Source organism: Haloferula sp. A504, assembly GCF_044385805.1.
Lineage (GTDB): Bacteria > Verrucomicrobiota > Verrucomicrobiia > Verrucomicrobiales > Akkermansiaceae > Haloferula.
In genome coordinates this window covers 1-21,678 of sequence record NZ_JBISBU010000055.1, presented here as the reverse complement: position 1 = coordinate 21,678, position 21,678 = coordinate 1, and the positions used below count along the sequence as shown (strand labels likewise).

Here is a 21,678-nt window from a genome sequence, read left to right as displayed (position 1 = left end):
GCGGCGGGACGGGCAAACCCCGGGAGGGGGGATGGGGCTTGCCGCCGCCACCTCCATCGGAGTCGGCGGCATGATCGGTGCCGGTATTTTCTCGGTGATCGGGGTCGCCGCCCGGATCACCGGATCGGGGCTTCCGTGGGCCTTTCTCGTCGGAGGGCTGATCGCCCTACTCAGTGTGTATTCCTTCGCACGGCTGGGAGCCTGCTATCCTTCGGCCGGGGGACCCGTCGAGTTCCTGGTGCGAAGCTTTGGCAACGGGGTGGTGAGTGGTGCCTTCAACCTTCTGCTGTGGGTCGGCTATTGCTTCGCGCTGGCGTTGTATGCGCGCGCCTTCGGGGGCTATCTGGCGGGGCTTTTCGGCGGGGCCGGCTTCTGGAAGCCCCTCGGTGCGACCGCGATCGTGATCGCCTTCACCGCCATCAATGTGGCGGGTGCCCGAACCGTCGGTCGATCCGAGTTGGTCATCGTGGGCGTGAAGGTCTTCATCCTTCTGGCTTTCGTCGCGATTGGTCTATGCTTTGTCGAGCCGTCGCGCCTTTCCCTGGACGCGGCGGGTGAGGGGAATTGGCTGTCGATTCTCCAGGCGGCGGTCTTCGTGTTCATCGCCTATGAGGGATTCGGGCTCATCACCAATGCCGGCGACGACATGCGGGAACCCCGCAGGACGCTGCCGAAGGCTCTCTATCTCAGCGTCCTCATCACACTGGTGATCTACGTGCTCATCGGGCTGACCGTCATCGGCAATCTCGCCGTCCCGGAAATTGTCGAGGCCAAGGACCATGCCCTTGCCCGGGCGGCCGAACCGTTTCTGGGCCGGGCGGGCTACGTCGCGATCACCGTCGCCGCGCTCTTCTCGATCGCATCGGCGATCAATGCGACTCTGTATGGCGGGGCGAACGTCAGCTACATGGTCGCCCACAAGGGTCACCTGCCCGCTTTTTTCGAACGCAAGGTCTGGCAGGAAAGCAAGGCCGGACTTTATGTCACCTCCGGCGTCGTGATCGTGGCCGCGAACCTGCTGCCCCTCGATGAGATCGCGGCCGTGGGCAGCGCCCTGTTTCTCGTGATCTACGGCGTGGTCAACCTCGGGCACCTGAGGATCCGTCGCAAGACCGGGGGGAAGGCGTGGTGGATCGTCGCGGCGATCCTAAGCTGCCTCGCGGCTTGCGTGCTCCTGTTGGTGAAGAGTTGGCATGAATCGCCGCTGGTGGTGGTCATTTTCGGGCTGATGATGGGTGGTGCCTTTGCCTTTGAGATTCTGTTCCGCCGATTCGGCAATCATCCCATGGAAACGATGTCGCAGGAGTGGTCCGAGGATGAGAAGGAGGATGAGAACCCCTGACCCGACCTGCAGTCGCGCCCAACTCCACGGGTGATCTCAGCGCCATACCGCAACAAGGGGCTGATGACTCCCAGCCACCGGTTTCAGCGCCGCCGGGCCAGCACCACGGCATAGGCGATCCAAAGGCCCAGGACGGTTGCCGCGATTCCGAGGGCGGCACCGGCTCCGAGCCCTGCCGTGACAGGGACGGCGAAGGCGGTCACCAGCCCGCCTCCCATGAAAGGTTCGTAAAAGGGCTGCTTCTCCGAGTAGGCCTGCCTCGCTTCGGTGCGTTGTTTGGGGTCGGCGACCCGGATCAGGAGCAGGCCGGTGGCAGTGGTCGCCGTGCCGCCACCGAAATCACCGAGCCCATAAGCGTGCCACGGCTTCTGATAGACCCGTGGACCGAGGAGGAAAAACACCGCCAGATTCCAGCCGAGCCCGGCCAGACACAGCGCAAGCGTGGAGATCCAGTACTCCGCCACCACCGCAAGCGCCAGGGTTGCCAGCGCGCTGACGATGACCACATCCAACGCCAGTCCGGAAAGCGCGTCCACCAGCGGGCGACGGATGAGCCGGTCCAGCCGGGATGCCTGGAACAGCAACTGCGCTCCGAACCCGACGAGCAGGACCACCGAGAACAACGGGATGTAGGGAGTGTAGAGCGGTCCGGCACCCGGCCGCAGCAGCCCTTCCACCCATTCGAGGCCGGAACGGATCCCGTAGCCGCCCAGGATGACCAGCGCCACCAGCGCAAGATGCATGGTGAGTTGGCCGGTGAGTGGACTCATCTCGACGGGTGCTTCCTTCTCTTCGTTCTCCGGGCTCCCGCCGGGTTGGTCCGGTGTCGACTCGATCGGGTGATGTTTTCCAAACCAAGTCGCCAGAAGCGGGCCGACGGTGCAACCGCCGATCACGCCGAATGTTGCCAAGGCGTAGGCCACCGTCTTGCCGTCGGGAAACCCGAAGCCAGCGAAGGTATCCTGCAATCCCGCGGCGGTACCGTGCCCTCCTTGGAACCCGATCGCGATGGTCAGCCCGGCCAGCGAATCCGTTTCGACGAAGGGCGCCAGAACGAGCAGGACGAGAACCAGTCCGACGACATACTGCCCCCACGCGTAGACATGGCCCATCACGATCTGAGGGCGGGCGCGCTGCCAGATCATGGAGAACGGTTCAATCCGTCGGCCCAGCATCAGGCAGGCAAACACGACGTTGATGAACAACCCGGGCAGTTCCCCGAGCGTGCCATAAATCTGACGGACAAAGCTTGCGTCGGCCGCCAGAGGATTGATCTGCGGGCCGATTGCCAACCCGAGCATTCCCCCGAGGACCGCCCCGGGCAGGAAGACGTTCCGGAGTCCGGGCACCAGCAACCGCAGGGCCTCCCCGAGCAGCGCCAAGCCGGCGGCGAGCCCGATCGTGACCAGGACGAAGGATGCTTCTTGCATGAGTCGATGAGCGCCTGCGGCGGCCGGAACTTCCCGCCACGGAACCGTTCACGAGAACGATCGCATCAAGATGACTGCGACGAGGCCGATCACTGCCAGCCAGAAGAATGCTCCGACGCCGATCTCCACGGCGTGCCGCGTCCGGGTTTCTCCGGGAGTCTCGGATTGTTGACGCAGCTCTTCTTCGATGAGCCCACGGGGCTGCCGGGGCGGAATGATGGACAGCAGAATCAGCGCGAGCAGAATGGTGGCCGTGAAGGGGGCGGTCCAATAGATCCCGAGGAAGGGGGGTCCAACCGGTTCGATCCAAAGGGTCGCGGCCCAGCCGAAGAGCAGGAATATCGTGAAGAAGAAGACGAGCCCGGCTGCGATTCCAGGTCCGCGTCGACCCATGCCGATGAATACGGCGGAAGCGATCAGTGCCAGGGCGATGACAAAGAAGATTTCGTTCATGACGGTTTGGTGGAAGGACTTGGTCCGGCAGCGTCAGGGGCTACCGGTGATTCAAGGGTTGAGCGGAAATGAAGAGGACGAATGATGCGACGCAACAACGGCAGCCGGGACCCGGCTGCCGTTGTCGGGACTTGGTGCATCAGGAGTCCGAGTCGCCCGAGGAGTCCTCAAGGGTGACGATGGTCTCGGCCATCAGCTCACGTTTTTCCCAGGTGTCGACGTCGATGTCGCCGGTCACGCTGACGCGGTCACCGACTTCAATCTTCTGGAAGCCCTCGTCGTCCATCGGGTTGTAAGACATCATGATCGTATCGACACGCATCTCGCGCGGGCCGGTGTCGATGGTGAACTCCCGTCCGTCGACCGAGGCGACCTCACCGGTCAACTTGAGGTCGTAGTCAACGACCGTCACGGTCGCCGCCGCCGGCAAGGTTTCCTCATCGGCGCTGTTGGCGTAGAAGAAGGTATTCAGACCCTTCACATAGACGCTTCCCGCCTCGATGGAGGTGGTCTCAAGAAAGTCGTCGTCGACACGTCCGTAGACGGTCACGTCGTCTCCCTCCAGTAGCTTGTAGCCGTCGGCATCAAGGTCCCAGTCGTCCATTTCGACCGTCACGAGACCCTCGCCGTAGTCGAGGTTGAATGCGTCGGGGCCGACGGTGGTCACGGTGCCGCTGATGCTGATCCAGCTGCCGTCCTTCTTGTTGTACGGATTCTCTTCGGCAAAGGCCGGAAGCATTCCGGCGCACAGTGCGGTTGTTAGCAGGATTCTTGTATTCTTCATGTCTGTTGCGTCGTTTGTTGCTTGTCGTCGATGGTGCCGGCGGCGGGCCGCTCGATGAGGAAGTGGCTGCCGCAGCGCCGTCGCCATGACGGTTTTTTTCTATCACCGGTTCGTGACACGAGAAATCGGTGTCCAGCACACACGGCTCTCCGAGGTTCTCAGGTGGTCCGTACGAAAGATCACTATCATCGCGACCGCGATGGATCGGACTTTTGTTTCCGATCCCATTTCTTCCCACCCGCTGCTCCCGGCGATCGTACAAGAATCCCGTACGTGGTCTTGTTTGAATGCGCAGGGGCGGACTGTGGTTTGACCAATTTACGATACGGAAAAGTCATTCAGACTCTTGGGCAGGTCGCGGCGATCGCACGGAATGGAATTCGTGCGTGAAAGCTTCGCGAAAACTGAAGAATCATGAACAGAAAACAGACAATGGACGGCAGGAATTCAGACGCGGCAGCTTTCGTGAAGCGGATACTCGGCTGTCTCGGATGCCTGGCAGGGATCATCACCATGGCCGGTTGCCACACTGTCGAGGGCGTCGGAGAAGACGTGCAACACGCCGGGTATCACATCGAGGAAGCCGCCGAGAGGGTCGGCGACTGACAAGACCGCCTCATTCCGATCATTTCGAATCACCAGCAGAAACCAATAACACCAAAACACGCAACATCATGAACACCGACATTCTCAAGGGCCGATGGAAGGAACTCAAAGGGGAGGTAAAGTCCCGCTGGGCCAAGCTGACCGACGACGACCTCAAGCAGATCGATGGCAAATTCGACAAGCTGGTCGGCACCCTCCAGAAGCATTATGGAAAGGGTCGCGACGAGACCGAGAAGGACGCGCGCGACTGGATCGAGGCGCGGGGGTCATCCCTCGGTGGTCCCGGAGGCGTCCGATCCATGTGAACTTCGGGCATCCCGCCCGTTCCGTCCCGTCCACACACCCGTCCCTTCCCGGCAGCGGCTTGAAACGGCTTGGCATGAGATGAGTTCTGATCATCGCAGTCGACCTGCCGGGGGTGGTGGGGACCGGGGAATTCGGATCCTTCTGGCGGATGACCATCCCGAAGTCCGCATCGCGCTGAAGCAGATGCTCTCGAAGTGGGCGGATTTCGAGGTTGTAGGCGAGGCCCGGGACGGCAGGGAGGCCGTGGAGGAGTGCCGGAGGCTCCTGCCCGACGTCGTAATCATGGACGTCTCAATGCCCGAAATGAACGGGATTGAGGCGACCTGGAGAATCTCCGAGTGCTGCCCCGACGTGGGGGTTCTCGGCTTATCGATGTACGACAGCGAACCGATGCTGCGACGAATGATGGAACGCGCGGGTGCCAGGGCCTTCGTCGTGAAGTCGGCACCTGCCTCGGTCATTCGCGAAACGGTCCGCTCGGTTGCCCGGAGCGGGTCTGAGTGATCCCACAATTCTCCAGGCGCGTCCATTGGCAGCGGGCCCACAACCGGCGGTTTGGTTGAGGCAACCACGGGTGAACTGCGAGGTTCACCAGCGCACGATGGGGAACTCGGGACTTTCAATGAGCAATTCAAGACCTAGAACGAGGGGGTGATGTCGGAGAACGGTGAGCTGGGGCCCTCACGCGGGGAGTTGCAGGTGCTCAACGAGAAGCTGAACTCCGCCAACGCCCAACTCATGGAGAAGGTCGATGAGCTGAGATGGCTCAACAAGGATCTCCACAGCTTGCTCGAAAGCGCCGGGATCGTTGCCATCTTCCTCGACACGGGTCTCCGGATCCGTCGGTTGACTCCGACAGGTGCCAGGCTGCATGACATCATCCCGCCGGACGAAGGCGAGCCGATCAGCGAACTGGCCACGCGGGCCAATGATCCCGAGCTCGTCGACGACGCGAGGAGCGTGCTTGAAACCGGCGTCCCGGTCGAGTGCGAGGTCCGCAACGCGGGCGGCCGGAGCGTCACGCGCCGGGTCTTGCCGTGGCGCGCCGAGGGAACCAGGAGGAGGCAGGGCGTGGTGGTCACTTTCACCGACGTCACCCCGCTACGAAAAGTCGACCACCGGTTGGAGCAGCGCGAGCAGGACCTCCGGCAGCTCACCGACGCCATTCCGGTGCTGGTCGCCGAAGTGGACCGCAATCTCACCTACCGCTACTGCAACGCGCGCTACCGCGAGTGGTTCGGGCTCGAACGTGGGGAGGTCATCGGTCGCAAGCTGGAAAATGTGCTCGGCAAGGAGGTCTTGGGCCGCCTCGAGCCCGAAATTCGCAGGGTGATGGCTGGCGAAAGCGTGTGCTTCGAGGCCGATCTTCCCTACCGGCACGGGCCGCCACGGCAAGTCCGGGTCCATTATATTCCCCGCATCGACCACGCCGGAGAGGTCCTTGGCTTCCATGCGATGATCGAGGACATCACCGAGCGCCGTGAGGCGGAAGAGCAGCTTGCGGAGGCGACCGACCGGCTCGAGGAGAAGGTCGCCGAGCGCACCGCCGTTGCCGAGGAGAAGGCGGCGGACCTGCGCCTGCTTGCCAGCCAGATGACCAACGCCGAGCAGCGTGCCCGCCGCAAGCTGGCCCGGCTGATCCATGACGACCTCCAGCAGTTGCTGGTGGCCGCCAAGATGAGATTGCCGGAGCCGGATCAGGTGCCTTCGTCCGGCGAGCTGGATTCGATATCCGAAATCCTCGACCAGGTGCTGCGGAAGTCCCGCATGATGGTGAGCGAGCTGAGTCCGCCGGTCTTGCGCGAGGGATCATTCACCGACGCCCTCGGCTGGCTTGCCCGCTGGATGGAGGAACATCACCGGCTCGACGTGCGGATCCGGTTCGAGGGAGACCTCGACGAGATGGGTGAGAACCTGCGGACGCTGCTCTTTTGTTCCGTGCGCGAGCTCCTCTTCAATGCTGCCAAGCACGCCGGAGGCTCGCCGGCGTGGGTCTCGGTCAGCCGCAAGGGGGGCTCCCTTCTTCTTGAAGTCGAAGACGAGGGCAAAGGTTTCGATCCCGCGGAGATCCGGAAACAAAGTGACGGTTTCGGACTCTTCAACACGCGTGAGAGGATCGAGGCCTTCGGGGGCAGCATGGAGATCGAATCCGCTCCCGGCGAGGGGGCACGGTTCCGGATCCGCGCGCCTCTCGTTTCCTCGGAACCCAGGGCGGATGAAAGGTTTACCGCTGACAACTCGCGCAAAACCCGGGGCCGCCGCCGCTCCATGCCTTCCGGAGGGGTGCTCCGTGTGCTTCTGGCCGACGACCACCAGATGGTGCGTGAGGGCATCGCCCGGCTATTGTCGGCCGATTCGAGAATGGATGTCGTCGCTGAGGCTTCGAACGGCGAAGAGGCCATCGAGCTGACCCGTCGGCTTCGACCGCACGTCGTCATCATGGACATCTCGATGCCCCGGCTCAACGGCATCGAGGCGACCCGGCAGATTGCCGAAAAGATGCCGGAGGTCGTCATCATCGGTCTTTCCCTGCACGATCGCGCCGAGTTGGGGGAGGTGATGATCGAGGCCGGTGCCTCTCATTTCCTGAAGAAGGACGCGGACGCCGGAGGCCTGATCAAAACGATTCTCGATTCCTTCGACGGGGGTGAGTCCGGATGAGGCCTGCGCTGCCGCGGAATGGCACCACGATTTCCTTCAGTTCGAGAGGTCGGCAGCCACCCAGTGATGGGCCTCCTCGCGCTGGTCCGGCCCGAAGAATTTGACCTCCGCCTTGGTGAAGGGCTTGCAGAACAGGGCCATGCCGCGTTCCCAGGCTTCGTCCCCGACGATGGCAATCCGTTCGATGTCGGTGAAGTGCTTGATGTCGAACTTGATGTCCTCCCAAAGGCCGCCGGTATCCCATCCGTTGAAATTCTCCAGTTCGACCACCAGTCGAATCTTGCCGTGAGTCCGGATGAGCCGCTCGACTTCCGGGACGAAGGTCTCGTAGTCGCCCTTGTCGAGCTGGCCCTGAATGCCGACGGACAGGATTCTCCCGCCACGGGTTTCGGTCAGGCGAAGTGCTTTGGATTCAAGAGTCATGGAATTGGTTGGTTGGTGTTAGCGACCTGACTTGGGACGCCGTTCGGGTCTGCGGCGACGTTGACGGGTTCGTGGATTTGCGGGGTGTGCGCAGCTGAAAAGCCAGGCATGAAACGAGCGGCGGATGAAGCAGGCGGAAGGCATTGGGGAAAGGGGTATGGGGAACGGGAGATCCCGACCGCGGAGTGCGCGGCCGGGATTCCGGTCGGGTTGGAAATCCGGCCGATGCAATCGACCGGGCCGGGATCTGGGCTCAGCCATTGTTGGAGAGCGTGATGATCGTGTCGGCAACGAGGTCGTATCCTTCGAGGAAGTCCTTGTCGAAACGGCCGCTGACGCTGACGCGGTCACCCACTTCGATCTTCTGGAATCCTTCGTCATCGAGCGGATTGTAGGACATGTCCTCGGTTTCGACCGTGATGAGGGTGGATCCGGCCATCATCTGGAACTCGTCGTCCTCGGTGATCGCCGTCACATTCCCCTGGAGAACCGTGGCGACACCGTCAATCGGGGTCTTCACGGAAACGAAGGCCTCCTCATCGGCGGCGCTGGCGTAGTAGTAGGTGTTGATGGAATCAACATACACGCTGCTACCTTCGATCGTGCGCTTCTCGAACAGACCATCGTCGATCTTTCCGGTCACCGTCACCTTGTCTCCGGTGACGAGCTTGTAGGCATCGGCGTCGGCATCCCAGTCGTCGAACTCGACGGTGATCGTTCCCGAATCATACTTGAGGTCGAAGGTCGAGGGCGTCACATCCGTGACTTCGCCCGAAACACTCACCCAGCTGTCTTCCGGTGCGGTCTGCGGGTTGGCAGCCAGCGCCGTGGGGGCTCCGACGAGCAGGGATGTCGTGGCGGCTGCGGTGGTCATCAGTTTCATTTTCTTCTTCATGGCTATTTCAGGTTGTGGGTTTCCGGCCCGGAGGGGCCGGAGCAAGTCCACCGGGGGAACTTTCTTCCGTCCGGTTCCCGGCGGTGAATGCCGGGGGCTTGCGGGTTCGTGTTCAGCATAAGGCCACCGTTGGTGAGTGAAATCGGGGAGCACGCAGTGGCACTTTAGTGACCAAACCGCCCGTGCGTACGAAGAATCACTAGGGGTGCTCTGGTTGGGGTTCGGCAGGAGGGCCCCGGCGGGGGTTTGAAACTATAGTCTTGGCCGATACACCATGACTTGGGCATTGTTGGGGCCCCTGGCTTGCCCCCTTCCCATCCCCGGTCATGACCACCGTATTCATCGTTGACGACCATTCCCTTCTCCGGGACGGATTGATCCACCTTCTCGAAGGCGAGGAAGGATTCGAGGTCTGTGGACAGGCGGGGACCGGAGGCGAGGCGCTGGCGGAAATCCCGAAGTGTCGGCCGGATCTGGTGCTTCTCGACATGTCGTTGCCCGACAGCAACGGCCTCGAGTTGCTGAAGGATCTGCTCGCCCTGTGTCCCGAGGTCCGGGTGCTCGTGCTTTCGGTGCATGACGAGGCGCTCTACGCGGAGCGGGTGATCCGGGCGGGAGCCCGCGGCTATGTCATGAAGGGAGCTCCGAAGAGCCAGCTCGTGGGAGCGATGCGCAGGGTGCTGGAGGGGCAGATCGCGCTGAGTGTCGAGGCATCTTCGCATATCCTCGGCGGTCTGTCCGGCGGCGGGGCGCACAACTCCAAGACGGGTATGCAGAGCTTGACCGATCGGGAGTTCGAGGTGTTCGAGTTGATCGGCCGGGGAGGGGATGCCCACGAGATTGGAGACAAGCTCGGCATCAGCTCACGGACCGTCGATGCCCACCGCACACACATCCGCGAGAAACTCGGCCTCGCCGATTCGGCGGAGTTGATGCGCTACGCGGTCCGCTGGGTGGAAACCGGAGAGCATCCGGACGCGGGATGAAGTGGGATGCCGGAGCTTGTCCCTGCCGGGGCAGTTGCGGAGCAGTGAGCGGTTGTGGGAGTCGATGGAGTTCGCGTCCCGCCCCGCGGCCATTTCCGTGAGTATTCGTCTTTGCTCCGCAATCCGGCCCGGGGGCAAATGACCCGATTGGGCTTGGCTTGGGCGGGTTTCCGGGGTCTTTTCCCTGCGCCTATGAGTTCCCCGCACGAGGCCATTGCCGGTCGATACGAATCCAAGCTGGATAAGCCGGAGTATGTTCACAGCCTCTTCGAGCGCGGAGCACCGCACTACGAGACCATTGGCAAGGTCGGGTTTTTCGGGACCGGCCATGTTTACCGGCGGGCGGCGCTGAAGCGCGCGGGTCTCGAGCCCGGAATGAAGGTGATCGATGTGGCATGCGGCACCGGCGCGGTGACCCGGGCGGCGATTGAACTGGTGGGGAAAACGGGATCCGTGCTCGGCGTGGATCCGAATGCCGGGATGATGGCGGAGGCCAGGAAATACAGCGACATCGAGTTCAAGGAGGGCAACGCCGAGAACCTGCCGGCCGGGGACGAGAGCTTCGATTTCCTGTCCATGGGATACGCCCTGCGTCACGTCGACAACCTGCTGGACACCTTCCGCGAGTACCACCGGGTTCTCAGACCCGGCGGGAAAATCTGCATTCTGGAAATCACCCGTCCGAAGAGCAAGGTCGGGCTGGCGTTTTCGAAGTTCTACTTCAGGGACCTCATTCCGGCGGTTTCCAAGCTGGTGACCGGGAGTGAAGACGCGCGGGAAATGATGGTCTACTACTGGGAGACCATCGATGCCTGTGTGCCACCGGCGGAGATTCTGGAAGCGATCGATGCGGCCGGTTTCAGGGACGTGAAGCGTCGGGCGGATCTGGGCATTTTCAGCGAGTATCAGGCGGTGAAGTGAGCCCGTCCCGGGCGACCGGAATGACCTCCTTCGATGGAAGGTTCGGGGGCGAATCGGCGTTATGCTGCTGAATGCCCATGAAAACAATCGTTCCGGCCCTCGCTCTCCTTTGCCTCCAGGCACTCCCATGTCCCGGGGAGGAATCCTTCTACAAGGAACCCGCGCTCTTTTCCACCCGGCCCGGCGAGGAGAAGTCCCTCCAGACGATCGATCGCTTCGGGCCGGTCGGCATGGGGATCGAGTTGATCCAGCCGGCCTTCACGATGCGGATCAAGAATATCGAGGAAGGCTCGCCTGCGGCCGCGACCGGCAAGCTGGAGAAGGGGCAGGTCATCGAGTCGATCAATGGCCAGGTCCTCAAGGACATCGATCCCCGGATCCAACTGGCCGGGATTCTTGGGGAAGCGGAGGCGAGCAACGGCAAGCTGGAGTTCAAGATCAAGGATCAGTCCGAGCCGGTCGTGGTGACGCTGCCGGTCCTGGGGGCCTATAGCGAGAGCTGGCCGCTGGATTGCCCGAAGTCGGACAAGATCGTGCGGGGCCTCGCCGACTACATCGCCAGCCCGGAAGGCAACAAGGGAATCGGGGACATCGGGATGACCTTCCTGCTTTCGACCGGTGACGAGAAGGATCTCGCGGTCGTGGGCGAGTGGGCCCGAGGTGCGAAGAACCCGAGCAACTACGCCTGGTTCCTGGGTTTCGGCGGGGTGCCGCTGTGCGAATACTATCTGCGCACCGGCGATGCCGAGGTGCTGCCCAACATCCAGAAGTGGGTCGATAGCGCCGTGGCGGGCCAGTACAACGATGCCTGGGCCGGTCGCGGCGGCGTGCCCAGCGTGACCTACGGCATGGGCCATCTCAATGCCGCCGGTACGGCGGTGGTGACCTTCCTGCTGCTGGCCAAGGAGTGCGGGGCGGATGTTCCGGAGCACGCCCTGCTCGGAGCGCTGCGCCATTTCTACCGCTATTCCGGCCGGGGTGGTAATCCCTATGGCGACGGCCGCCCCGAGTGCGGATTCGTGGACAACGGCAAGAACGGCAACCTCGCCTTCGCGATGGCGGCGGCGGCGGCGCTGACGCCCGACGGTGAGAACTCGGTCTATGCCGCCGCCCGCGACGTCAATGCCAAGACCTCCTTCTACACCACGTCCTTCATGCTTCACGGGCACACCGGCGGGGGCATCGGGGAGATCTGGCGGAGTTCCTCGATGGGGCTGATGCGCGACAAGCAGCCGACGCAGTACCGCGACTTCATGGACCAGCGGCGCTGGCACTACGAGCTTTCCCGCCGCCATGACGGCTCGTTCGGAATCCTCGGAGGAGGCGGCTACGACGTCGAGAAGTGGGGCGTCGCCTACGGCTGGGCCTACACCGTGCCCCGCAAGAAACTGCGGATCTTCGGCGCGCCGCCGACGAAGTATTCGAAGCCCTACAAGCTGCCCGAACAACCCTGGGGTACCGAGGCCGACAACGACTTCCTGTCGCTTGAAGCGGTCCCGGATGCCGAGGGCAAGAAGGCGGACCTGTCCGGCGAGACGCTTGCGACCGCTGCGAGCATCCCCTTCCTGCGCAAGTTCCACGGGCCCGGGACCGTCAGCGACGAGCTGATCCGCTACTACATCCACCACCAGGATTACGTCATCCGGCAGATCGCCGCGGCCAAGGTGCTGGGCGTCAACCGCGGCTACATCGGCTGGCGGGAACCGGGAGGAGAGGCGCGACCGGAGCTGATGATGGAGTTCCTCCAGTCCAAGTCGCCGCGGATCCGCCGGGCGATGTTCTCGGCCCTCGATACCGCCCTCGTGAAGGAGAAGATGACCGACCTGCTCACCGATGAGGTGATCGACCTCGCGGTCAAGGCCGTGGCGGACCCCGAGGAATCGTGGTGGGTCAAGGATGCCTGCCTGCACGTGATCGGCCGGGCACCGGCCGACAAGGTGGTCCCGCATGTCGACCTGCTGCTGTCCTATCTCGACCATTCCGAGTGGTGGCTCCGGAATGCGGCGATGATGGCGCTGACCCCGGCGGCGGCCGACGAGAGGACCTACCGCAAGGTGCTTCCGCCGATCGGCGAACTCATCCGCACCAACCAGCGCTCGGCGCTCACGCTCGGTCTGTTGCACCCGATCCGGGACAGGCTCCGCGAGGCCGCGCCCGAAGTGCAGCAGCTGGCGGTCGAAACGCTCGAGGAAAGCTACACCGGCTACGCGGGGGTGAAGACCGCCCCGGGCGGCCAGGACATCGCCTCCACGCTCGATTCGCATCTGGAATACATCGCCGGATCGCTGGCGGACGTGCCGGGCGGTCTCGACGTGCTCTACCGGATCGCCCGGGAGCGCTATCCGGACGAGATCCTTCCCTACAAGGAGTTCTTCCTGGCCGCGGATCCAAGCCAGTTCGGACCGGAGCTGAAGAAGGCGATCACGCCGATCATCACCGACGAGTTGATCCCGGAATTCGTCGGGCGAAACCGCAAGCGGCTCGGTCCGCTGGCCGCCCTCGAGGTGCAGAACATCGTTTGTGGGGGACGCAGCGACCCGATGGACCAGCTCGTCGGGCTCCATGAGCGGGCGGGGAACTCCGACTACGACTGGCGGATGTTCCTTGATCTCCACGAGGCCGAATGGGCCTACCACACCTTCGATCCGATTCCGTCCGAGCAGGTTCCCTTTGACCAACTGACCTGCCGCTACCGCCCGGTGACCCTGCCGAAGGGCATGGAGGCCTGGTTCAGCCGGGATTTCGATGCCGCTGCCGCCGGGTGGAAGACCGGGCGGTCTCCCTTCGGAAACTACATGGGGAAGATCCCCGACGGACCGTTTTCGAAGTGTTCGGACCAGTGTGTCGGCCCGGTCTGTTTCGGGGCGACCCCGATCCATACCCTGTGGGACAAGGAGGTGCTTCTCATGCGCGGGACCTTCGACGTGCCGCCGCTGAAGGACGGGCACCGCTACCGGATGCGGGTCAATCACGCCGTGCACGTGGGCAACGGCAACGGTTACGGCATCTGGATCAACGGCAAGCCGTTCATCGAGCACGACAGGACGATCAACCGCGGTGGAGGCGAACAGCCCTACGGTGCCTTCGTGACCAAGGAATGGGTCGACGAGTTCAACAAGGGCGAGGTGACCATCGCGCTCAAGAGCTTCATCCGCTACAACGACAAGCGCGACGCGAAGCCGACGGAGCGCATCCCGCAGGGGCGGATCAGCCTGATCCTTGAGGAACAGAAACTCCCGCCGACCGGCGACGATCTGGTCCGCAAGTCGGCGACCGTGGTGCCGATGCTTTCGACCGAGTGGCAGGCGGCGCAGTTCTCGGACAGCGACGAGGAGCGGGAGAATGCGCCGATGTTCCGTTGGGACGGCGAGTTCGTGGCGAATCCGGGCGTGATGGATTCGTGGAAGCTGATCGGCGAGGTGCCGACGATCGACGAGTTCGACCCCGGGAAGCCCCGCAATCCCCGGAACCCGGCCTTTGGCGACATCACCCTCGGGAATGGCGGAACCACGGATGATCCGATCCGGATCTGGTCCGGTGACCACTTGATGGACCTCGAGCGCTACCAGGCGCTGCGGATGAAACCGAAGACGGTGAACGGCACCGACTACCTCTTCATCGAGAGGGGTGACTTCAGCAACCGGCACAAGGAGGGCTGGAGTTCGCCCCTGCTGGTGTTCGAACGCGACTGAAGCACGCTTCAACGAGACCATGAAAGCGATCTCCTCAATGGCCCTTGTCGGCCTCATGCTTGCCGGACCTTCTGCCGCCGCGGAAGACCTCGACGGTGCCAACGGGCACATCTTCAAGGTGGATGTGGCGGCAAAGTCCTTCGAGCTTCTCAAAGAGACGGAATACGACCCGAAGACGGAGGCCGCGAAGTCGCGGTTCACCATCCACTGGACCGATGAGACCCAGGTTGTGGAACTCGGAGAGTGGAAGAGCTTCAAGGAGCTGGAGGGACCGGCGCTGGCAACCTTCCAGGGCATCGATGGGGCGAACCGGAAGGCGGTGGCGGCGGGGCAACCCTTCGTCGCCCGGGTGGCGACGATTTTCCTTGGAGCCGATCGCGGTGCCAAGACCGGGGTCTCCGCCGACGGAAACGAAGTGACCGGATGGTTCAAGGCCGGGACGGACGATGCGGCGCGCGGCGGCGTGCTCAAGGTGGACGGGAAAAGCCTGCCCGTCTCACTTCGCGACCGGAACTGGCGGATTTTCGTCCGTGAGCCGCTCGAGCCCGCGGCCCTGGCCGAGGGTTTCTGGAGGGCGACGGTTCATGGGGCGCCGGGCGAAGAGCGCGTTGTGGCCGACAGGCTCGAAGTCGAGCCGCTGCCCGACCCGCGGGCGACCGACGATCCGGATCTGCCGCGGGTGCTGGTCATCGGCGATTCGATCAGCATGAACTACCACGACGCGGCCAAGGCGGCCCTGAAGGGAATTGCCAACTACCACCGGATCGAGGGCAATGGCGGGCCAAGCACGCGGGGCGTGACCAATGTCGAGCTGTGGCTCGGTGAATACGAGGACGAGGGATTTGGATGGGATGTCATCCAGTTCAACCACGGGCTCCACGACCTCAAGCAGGTCTACGACGGGGAGAGCGACAGCTTCGGGGCCTATTCGGTGCCCAAGGCCGACTACCAGGCCAACCTCGAGAAGCTGATCACGAGCCTGCGCAAGACCGGGGCGAAACTGATCTGGTGCTCGACCACTCCCGTGCCCAACAACCGTCCGGGCCCGTACGCCCGCCGCAAGGGGGCGGCGAAGGAATTCAACGAAGCCGCGCTGGGGGTGATCCAGCGCCACCCGGACATCATCGTGACCGACCTTTACGGTGTCATTGAGGCATCGCCGGTCTTCGACAACTGGCGCAAGCAGAACGATGTCCACTTCTACAAGGACGAGGAGCGGAAGGTGCTCGGCGAGGCGGTGGCCGCGGGAATCAAGAAGGCGCTCGAGTAGGGGGGGGAGGTCAGACGCTCTTGTCTGACTCCATCTCGCGACCGTTTCGTCAGACAGGAGTGTCTGACCTCCTCTCTACTTCTGCCACGGCACCGCGCCGGCCTTCTGGATGTGGCTCATGAGCTTGTTGTGGAGCTTGCTCGCAATCTGGCCCTCCGCCGGCTTCGGATTCTCCTCGAATGGATCGGCTTCGAGGTCGACGAGTTGCATCGGCTCCATCGGCGTGTTCTGCAGGAGTTTCCATTTGCCCTGGCGAATGGCGTAGTAGGCGCGGCCCTGGTGGTGGCCGCCTTCACGGCGCACCCAGATCATGGTGCGGTCCGGGTCACCGGCTTCGCCTTTGAGCCAAACAGGAGCGAGGCTCTGGCCATCGATCTCGTGCTCGACCAGGATCTCGGCGATCTCGCAAAGGGTGGGGAGCAGGTCCATGGTCATGCCCGGGGTAGCGCTGCGTTTTCCGGCGGGAATCCGGTCGGGCCAGACCACGCAGGTGGGCACCCGGATGCCGCCTTCCCAGTGGTCCTGCTTGCCGCCGCGCAGCGGCAGGTTGCGCTGGGCGTGGGGGATCGAACCGCCGTTGTCGGAGGTGAAGATCACGAGCGTGTCCTTGCTGAGCTTCAGTTCCTCAAGGGCATCGAGGACCTTGCCGATCTCGTGATCGGTGTGCTCGACGAAGGCGACGTTCCTCGCGCGGGCGGGATCGATGCCCTGCTCGCGGGCCAGGACCTTGTCCTCCCATTCCACGGGTGGCTGGATGGGGAAGTGCGGGGCGTTGTAGGCGAGGTAGAGGAAGAAGGGCTTCTCCGGTTGCTTGGATCGCTCCTTGAGATAGTCGATCGACCAGCGGGTGAAGACCTCGGTGGCGTGCCCTTCCGCGGTGATGGTTTCCTTGTTGAGGCGCATCCAGTTCACCCCGCCGCGGAGGTGGGTGTAGTAGTCGTTCATCATGTCCCCGAGGAAGCCGTGGAAGTGGTCGAAGCCACGGTCGTTGGGCAGGTTGGGGGAGTCGTAGCCGAGGTGCCACTTGCCGATCAGGGCCGTGTGGTAGCCTCCCGTCTTGAGAAGCTCGGGCAGGGTGGGACCGGAAGGCCGGAAGTAGCCCCAGCTTTTCGGGGCATCCTGCCGGATCACCCCGGGAGCCCCGACGAGGTCGGGATAGCGCCCGGTCATCAGCGAGGCGCGGGTCGGCGTGCAGACGGTGCAGTTGGCGTAGAACTGGTCGAAGCGGGTGCCGGCTTGCATCAGGCGGTCGAGCCGCGGCGTCCGCATGTCTTTCGCGCCGTAGCAGGCGAGGTCGCCGTAGCCGAGGTCGTCGACGAGGATGACGATGATGTTGGGCGGCCGGGCCACGGCGGCGGTGATCAGAGCGATGAGGGCAAGAAACAGGCGGGGCATGGGGGGAGACTGAAGGAAGGGCCCTCGGGCTGGCAATGGCGCTTTCGAGCTCCCCCCACGACTTGCAAAGGCCACCCGGCGGTGAAAGAGGAGGGCCGCCGCGACCGTCAACTGTGCCTTCCGGCAGCCGGCCTGCCCGGGGTCCTTTCCATGAAGCTCTCCCAATCCCATCATTGCTCGCTAATCTGCTGGTTCCTCCTCGCCATGGCCCCGCCTCTGGTCACGGCCCTGCCGGCAGAGAAGGCGGCTCCCGCCAAGATCGAGGGAACCGCCAGCGAGGAACCCGTCGAGTTGGTCGATGCCGACAAGGCGATCCTGGCGACCATCACCTATCCCGAGGGGATGGAGGCCGGCGTGTTTGCGCGGCAACCGGACGTGCTGAATGCCACGGCAATCTCGATCGACGAGCAGAACCGTCTGTTTGTCGCGGAGACGCACCGCTTCGGCCGGGGGATCGAGGACAACCGCCGGAACTGGCACTGGCTGCGGGATGAAGTGGGACTGCGCACCACCGCGGATCGCCTCGCGCTCTACGAGAAGTACGCCGACAAGAAGGAGCCCGGCTACTACACGAAGCATGCCGAGAAGATCCGCGTGCTGGAGGATGCCGACGGCGATGGGAAGGCGGACAAGTCATGGTTGTATGCCGACGGCTTCAACGACCCGCTCGACGGCACCGCTGCCGGCATCATGGCGGCCAACGGCAAGGTCTACTTCGCCTGCATCCCGCATGTCTGGATGCTCGAGGACAAGGATGGGGACGGGGTGTCCGACGAGCGAACCTCCTTGCAGGACGGCTACGGGATCAGCGTCAGCTTGAGCGGTCACGACCTCAACGGCTTCGCCTTCGGGCCGGACGGGCGCATCTATTTCACCATCGGCGATCGCGGCTACGACCTCGAAACCGCCGACGGGCGTCATCTCTACGACCAGTATGGCGGCGCGATCTTCCGGATGGAACCTGACGGCGGTAATCTGGAGGTCGTCCATTACGAGTTGCGCAATCCCAAGGAGATCGCCTTCGACCGCTACGGCATGGCCTTTTCGGTCGATAACAACTGCGACTACGGCGACAAGGCGCGGGTGGTGCCGATGGTGGAAGGGGCGGTCTCCGGATGGAACCGCGGCAACCAGAACTTCCGCAACTTCCCGCACGCGATTGATGTGACCCCGAGGCACGACACGCCCTGGATGGCGGAGTCGTGGTGGGAGATCGAGGGCGAGAACCGTCCCCGGGCCATTCTTCCCCCGGCGGGGCACCTCAGCGTGGGACCGTCCGGATTGGCCTACAACCCGGGCACCGGGCTGGCGGAGCACTGGGACAACCGGTTCTTCGTCTGCGACTACCGGGGCGGGGAGAGCGAGGTGATCGCGTTTGAGATGGCACCGGCCGGTGCCGGCTTCGAAATCGCCGCCGCCGAGACCTTCATCAAGGGATTTCTGAACACCGATATCGAATTTGGATACGACGGGAAAATTTACGTAAGTGATTTTACTGGAGGGTGGCAGACCTACGAGTTTGGCACGATTTTCGTGTTTCACGATCCGAAGCAGACGGCCAAGCCGGTCGTCGAGGAAGTCCGCTCCCTGTTTGCCGAAGGCTTCGGGCATCGCCGCCCGGAGGCGCTCGCCGAGCTGATGAAGCATGAGGATCTGCGGGTGCGTCAGCGGGCCCAGTTCGCCCTCGCGGCCGAGGTGGCGAATCGTCCTCATTTCGTGAAGGCGACCCGCCCGGAGAACCCGCTCGTCACCCGCCTTCACGGTGTGTGGGGGCTCGGCCAACTGGCCCGGGTGCAGCAGGACAAGGCCTCGGTGGCCGCGCTCACGCGGCTGGCGGCGGACGACAGTTGGCGGGTGCGCGGACAGGTCGCCCAGGCGCTCGGCGACGCCCGCGCGCAGGCCGGCCGCGAAGTCCTGGTCGCCCTGCTTGATGATCCGCATCTCAATACCCGCATGCTGGCGTCCATCGCGCTCGGCAAGCTCGGCCACGCCGAGGACGTCCCGCACCTGATCAAGGTTCTTGAGGGCAACGACGGGGGCGACGCCTACCTGCGCCACGGTGCGGTGCACGGGATGCGGCTCATTGCCGAGGCGAATGGGACCAGCGCGGATCTTCTGCGATTCAAGGATCACGCCTCGGCCGAAGTCCGGCTCGGCCTCATCATCGCGCTGCGGCGCCTGGCTGACCCGGCCATCGCGCATTTCCTCGGGGACAAGGACCCCTCGCTGGTCATCGAGACCGTGCAGGCCATCAACGACGGCTACATCGATGGGGCCCGCCCGGCGCTGGCCGCGGCGACTCATCTGGTGGGCACCTCGACCACCCCGATCGACTACCGCATCATCAACTCCATCGTGCGGGTGGGTGAACCGGAGGGGGCGCTGGCGCTGCTGGCGATGGCGGAAGACGAGAGTCTTCCCGATGACACGCGCGTGGAGGCATTGTTTCAACTGAAGCGCTGGGAGAATCCACCGGCCGGGGATCCGACGACGGGCAAGATCCGCCCGATTTCCGGGGAACGGAGCCTGGATGCGGTGAGAGAGGCGATTGGCGCCGGTCTCCAGCGTCTGTTCAAGCATGCCGTGGGCATGGTCCTCGCCGAATCCTTGAACACCGGGGAATCCTTCGACGAGGCCCCGTCGCGAGCCATCCTCAAGGCGCAGTTCCTCAATGACGAGAACCTTCGCGACGTGCGCCTGGCGGCGCTCAAGAGCCTGCGCAAGGAGGTGACCCCCGAGTTGATCGGGATCCTCAAGCAGACCGTCCGGGCGGAGGAGCCCGAAGTGCGCCGGGCGAGCCTCCAGACGCTGGTGGAAGTGGCGCCCGATGAGGCCCTGGTCGAAGCCGCGGCGATGCTGGGCCGGGATGACGTCTTCGATGCGCAAGTGGCACTCAGCGAACTGGGCGGGCTTCCGGGTAGCGGGGCCGCGGCGGCGATCCTGGAGATGCTGGAAAAGCTCGACGAGCTGCCGCTGGCGATCCGGCTCGATGTGATCGAGGCGGCGGAGAAGCGTGACGAGGCGGAGGTCGGGGCCGCCTTGTCGGCCTACCGGGCCGGCCTGCCGTCCGACGATCCACTTGCCGAGTTCGAGCTCACCCTGGAAGGGGGCGACCCCGGCCTGGGGCGCCGGGTCTTCTACAATCATGGGGCCGCGCAGTGCTCCCGCTGCCACATTGCCAGTCCGCACCGCAAGGGCGGGGTGGCCGGACCGAGCCTGCAGGATGCCGGTACCCGGCATAGCGCGGCCTACCTCATGGAATCGCTCGTGGATCCCAATGCGCGAATCGCCTCGGGCTACGGCATGGTTTCCCTGAGCCTCAATGACGGCACCCTGGTCGGCGGCATGCTGCTCGAGGACGCGGACGACTTCGTGGCCATCGCCGATCCCGTGGACCAGGAGCGCACCGAGTATCCCCGGTCCGGGATCAAGTCGGTCTCCAGCGCCATGTCGACCATGCCGCCGATGGGCCAGATCCTGAGCAAGAAGGAGATGCGCGACCTCATCGCCTACCTCCGCACTCTCGAGTTTCCATGAGCCTGGATGCCGACATGGGTTTTCACCGAAGGTCGCAAAGTTCGCCAAGTCTCAAGAGTCTGACTGGATCGGAGGCCAGCTTGGAGGATTCCAACTTTGGATGAGAGGCCAAACGCTCCCAACGCATTCATTCTTCGCTTTCTTCGCGGTCTTCTGTTGAATTGATTTTCCCTTTCAGGACAGCCATTGATTTCCTCATGAAGCATCACCTGTCGCCGCGATCCTTCGTCTCCCTGGGTTTTCTCTTGTCCGCCACGGTCCTGACCGGTGCTCCGACGACCAAAGGGATCATTGAAGCTGGCAAGGAGGGAATGCCCGCCGATGCTGTTCAACTCGTCGGCCCCGAAGGGCACATGCTGATTCCCGAGAACGACAAGGTGAAGAACCAGTGGGTGTTCGAGGACGGGGTGCTGACCGCCTCGCCGAAATGGGACAGCCTGGTCACGCCGGAGAACTACCGGGATTTCCGTCTGCATGTGGAGTTCAACGTCAACGACCGGAAGGACGCGAAGAGTGCCGAGGAAAACGGCAATTCCGGCATCTACATCCAGCAGCGCTACGAGGTGCAGATCCTGAACTCGCACGGGGTGAGCGAGAAGGACTACAAGCCCAGCTACGCGGGGAGCCTCTACAAGCTGAAGAAGCCGGACAAACTCGTCTCACGCCCCGCCGGTGAGTGGCAAAGCTACGACATCGTCTTTCGCGCGGCCCGTTTCGAGGGCGGGGAGAAGACCGAGAACGCACGGATCACGGTCGTTCACAATGGCGAGGTCATCCACGACGACTACGAGATCCCCCGCAAGACCGGCGCCGGCAAGCCGGAGGGACCCGAGCCGGGCCCGATCAAGTTCCAGGGCCACCACAACCCGGTGAAGTTCCGCAACGTCTGGATCCAGAAGCTGGATCTGGAGTGACGGGTCGGGGAGGACCGCCGATCTCCGAATCGGCATCCCCTCCAGATTCCCAAAGATGCCGAT

General features: G+C 63.6%; 17 protein-coding genes. 11 read left to right on the top strand and 6 right to left on the bottom strand.

The features are described 5' to 3' along the window. Positions 1 to 31 precede the first annotated feature (31 nt). Positions 32 to 1,342, top strand: a complete 1,311-nt coding sequence (locus tag ACG2LG_RS19230; protein ID WP_396261763.1) for an APC family permease — start codon at positions 32 to 34, stop codon at positions 1,340 to 1,342. Positions 1,343 to 1,425: 83 nt separating this feature from the next. Here ACG2LG_RS19230 and ACG2LG_RS19225 read toward each other — a convergent pair whose 3' ends face one another. The 3 genes from ACG2LG_RS19225 to ACG2LG_RS19215 form a co-directional block, all read right to left on the bottom strand. Beyond that, the gene (locus tag ACG2LG_RS19225; RefSeq protein ID WP_396261761.1) at positions 1,426 to 2,772 is read right to left on the bottom strand and encodes a sodium/glutamate symporter; all 1,347 of its coding nucleotides are present in this window, start codon (positions 2,770 to 2,772) and stop codon (positions 1,426 to 1,428) included. Positions 2,773 to 2,820: 48 nt separating this feature from the next. Continuing rightward, complete coding sequence (locus tag ACG2LG_RS19220; protein ID WP_396261759.1) at positions 2,821 to 3,225, bottom strand: hypothetical protein; 405 nt, start codon at positions 3,223 to 3,225, stop codon at positions 2,821 to 2,823. A gap of 139 nt (positions 3,226 to 3,364) precedes the next feature. Next, positions 3,365 to 4,009, bottom strand: a complete 645-nt coding sequence (locus tag ACG2LG_RS19215; protein ID WP_396261757.1) for a hypothetical protein — start codon at positions 4,007 to 4,009, stop codon at positions 3,365 to 3,367. Positions 4,010 to 4,423: 414 nt separating this feature from the next. Between ACG2LG_RS19215 and ACG2LG_RS19210 the strand changes: the two genes are divergently transcribed. The 4 genes from ACG2LG_RS19210 to ACG2LG_RS19195 all read left to right on the top strand — a co-directional run bounded on the left by ACG2LG_RS19210 (position 4,424) and on the right by ACG2LG_RS19195 (position 7,582). Continuing rightward, positions 4,424 to 4,615 (top strand): entericidin A/B family lipoprotein, encoded by a 192-nt coding sequence (locus ACG2LG_RS19210; protein ID WP_396261755.1) that lies wholly within the window; start codon positions 4,424 to 4,426, stop codon positions 4,613 to 4,615. Positions 4,616 to 4,683: 68 nt separating this feature from the next. Further along, complete coding sequence (locus ACG2LG_RS19205; protein ID WP_396261753.1) at positions 4,684 to 4,920, top strand: CsbD family protein; 237 nt, start codon at positions 4,684 to 4,686, stop codon at positions 4,918 to 4,920. A gap of 79 nt (positions 4,921 to 4,999) precedes the next feature. Continuing rightward, a complete protein-coding gene (locus ACG2LG_RS19200) occupies positions 5,000 to 5,425 on the top strand; it encodes a response regulator transcription factor (protein WP_396261751.1) in 426 nt (141 codons plus the stop codon). 150 nt (positions 5,426 to 5,575) lie between these two features. Then, positions 5,576 to 7,582: a PAS domain-containing protein gene (locus ACG2LG_RS19195; RefSeq protein ID WP_396261749.1), complete on the top strand. Its 2,007-nt coding sequence runs from the start codon at positions 5,576 to 5,578 to the stop codon at positions 7,580 to 7,582. A 36-nt stretch (positions 7,583 to 7,618) separates the two neighbouring features. On the opposite strand, the gene ACG2LG_RS19190 is transcribed toward ACG2LG_RS19195, so the two are convergent. Both ACG2LG_RS19190 and ACG2LG_RS19185 read right to left on the bottom strand, forming a co-directional pair. After that, positions 7,619 to 8,005, bottom strand: a complete 387-nt coding sequence (locus ACG2LG_RS19190) for an STAS/SEC14 domain-containing protein (protein ID WP_396261747.1) — start codon at positions 8,003 to 8,005, stop codon at positions 7,619 to 7,621. A 253-nt stretch (positions 8,006 to 8,258) separates the two neighbouring features. Continuing rightward, positions 8,259 to 8,900, bottom strand: a complete 642-nt coding sequence (locus ACG2LG_RS19185) for a DUF5666 domain-containing protein (protein WP_396261745.1) — start codon at positions 8,898 to 8,900, stop codon at positions 8,259 to 8,261. Positions 8,901 to 9,226: 326 nt separating this feature from the next. Between ACG2LG_RS19185 and ACG2LG_RS19180 the strand changes: the two genes are divergently transcribed. The 4 genes from ACG2LG_RS19180 (at position 9,227) to ACG2LG_RS19165 (ending at position 15,769) form a co-directional block, all read left to right on the top strand. Beyond that, positions 9,227 to 9,886, top strand: a complete 660-nt coding sequence (locus ACG2LG_RS19180; protein WP_396261743.1) for a response regulator — start codon at positions 9,227 to 9,229, stop codon at positions 9,884 to 9,886. Between the two features lie 192 nt (positions 9,887 to 10,078). After that, the gene (locus ACG2LG_RS19175; RefSeq protein WP_396261741.1) at positions 10,079 to 10,807 is read left to right on the top strand and encodes a class I SAM-dependent methyltransferase; all 729 of its coding nucleotides are present in this window, start codon (positions 10,079 to 10,081) and stop codon (positions 10,805 to 10,807) included. 77 nt (positions 10,808 to 10,884) lie between these two features. After that, complete coding sequence (locus ACG2LG_RS19170; protein WP_396261739.1) at positions 10,885 to 14,499, top strand: DUF6288 domain-containing protein; 3,615 nt, start codon at positions 10,885 to 10,887, stop codon at positions 14,497 to 14,499. 19 nt (positions 14,500 to 14,518) lie between these two features. Beyond that, positions 14,519 to 15,769 carry an SGNH/GDSL hydrolase family protein gene (locus tag ACG2LG_RS19165; RefSeq protein ID WP_396261737.1) on the top strand — a complete coding sequence of 417 codons (1,251 nt, stop codon included), beginning with the start codon at positions 14,519 to 14,521 and terminating at the stop codon, positions 15,767 to 15,769. A gap of 75 nt (positions 15,770 to 15,844) precedes the next feature. Here ACG2LG_RS19165 and ACG2LG_RS19160 read toward each other — a convergent pair whose 3' ends face one another. Continuing rightward, entirely contained in the window at positions 15,845 to 17,164 is a 1,320-nt protein-coding gene (locus tag ACG2LG_RS19160) for a sulfatase (protein ID WP_396261735.1), read from the bottom strand. 204 nt (positions 17,165 to 17,368) lie between these two features. Between ACG2LG_RS19160 and ACG2LG_RS19155 the strand changes: the two genes are divergently transcribed. Continuing rightward, complete coding sequence (locus ACG2LG_RS19155; protein ID WP_396261733.1) at positions 17,369 to 20,701, top strand: PVC-type heme-binding CxxCH protein; 3,333 nt, start codon at positions 17,369 to 17,371, stop codon at positions 20,699 to 20,701. 197 nt (positions 20,702 to 20,898) lie between these two features. After that, positions 20,899 to 21,615, top strand: a complete 717-nt coding sequence (locus tag ACG2LG_RS19150; RefSeq protein ID WP_396261731.1) for a DUF1080 domain-containing protein — start codon at positions 20,899 to 20,901, stop codon at positions 21,613 to 21,615. Positions 21,616 to 21,678: the final 63 nt, after the last annotated feature.

Excerpts from the sequence above, each read along its gene's own strand:
- ACG2LG_RS19230 (WP_396261763.1), top strand. The coding sequence starts at position 32 with ATGGGGCTTGCCGCCGCCACCTCCATCGGAGTCGGCGGCATGATCGGT.
- ACG2LG_RS19225 (WP_396261761.1), bottom strand. The coding sequence starts at position 2,772 with ATGCAAGAAGCATCCTTCGTCCTGGTCACGATCGGGCTCGCCGCCGGC.
- ACG2LG_RS19220 (WP_396261759.1), bottom strand. The coding sequence starts at position 3,225 with ATGAACGAAATCTTCTTTGTCATCGCCCTGGCACTGATCGCTTCCGCC.
- ACG2LG_RS19215 (WP_396261757.1), bottom strand. The coding sequence starts at position 4,009 with ATGAAGAATACAAGAATCCTGCTAACAACCGCACTGTGCGCCGGAATG.
- ACG2LG_RS19210 (WP_396261755.1), top strand. The coding sequence starts at position 4,424 with ATGAACAGAAAACAGACAATGGACGGCAGGAATTCAGACGCGGCAGCT.
- ACG2LG_RS19205 (WP_396261753.1), top strand. The coding sequence starts at position 4,684 with ATGAACACCGACATTCTCAAGGGCCGATGGAAGGAACTCAAAGGGGAG.
- ACG2LG_RS19200 (WP_396261751.1), top strand. The coding sequence starts at position 5,000 with ATGAGTTCTGATCATCGCAGTCGACCTGCCGGGGGTGGTGGGGACCGG.
- ACG2LG_RS19195 (WP_396261749.1), top strand. The coding sequence starts at position 5,576 with ATGTCGGAGAACGGTGAGCTGGGGCCCTCACGCGGGGAGTTGCAGGTG.
- ACG2LG_RS19190 (WP_396261747.1), bottom strand. The coding sequence starts at position 8,005 with ATGACTCTTGAATCCAAAGCACTTCGCCTGACCGAAACCCGTGGCGGG.
- ACG2LG_RS19185 (WP_396261745.1), bottom strand. The coding sequence starts at position 8,900 with ATGAAGAAGAAAATGAAACTGATGACCACCGCAGCCGCCACGACATCC.
- ACG2LG_RS19180 (WP_396261743.1), top strand. The coding sequence starts at position 9,227 with ATGACCACCGTATTCATCGTTGACGACCATTCCCTTCTCCGGGACGGA.
- ACG2LG_RS19175 (WP_396261741.1), top strand. The coding sequence starts at position 10,079 with ATGAGTTCCCCGCACGAGGCCATTGCCGGTCGATACGAATCCAAGCTG.
- ACG2LG_RS19170 (WP_396261739.1), top strand. The coding sequence starts at position 10,885 with ATGAAAACAATCGTTCCGGCCCTCGCTCTCCTTTGCCTCCAGGCACTC.
- ACG2LG_RS19165 (WP_396261737.1), top strand. The coding sequence starts at position 14,519 with ATGAAAGCGATCTCCTCAATGGCCCTTGTCGGCCTCATGCTTGCCGGA.
- ACG2LG_RS19160 (WP_396261735.1), bottom strand. The coding sequence starts at position 17,164 with ATGCCCCGCCTGTTTCTTGCCCTCATCGCTCTGATCACCGCCGCCGTG.
- ACG2LG_RS19155 (WP_396261733.1), top strand. The coding sequence starts at position 17,369 with ATGGCCCCGCCTCTGGTCACGGCCCTGCCGGCAGAGAAGGCGGCTCCC.
- ACG2LG_RS19150 (WP_396261731.1), top strand. The coding sequence starts at position 20,899 with ATGAAGCATCACCTGTCGCCGCGATCCTTCGTCTCCCTGGGTTTTCTC.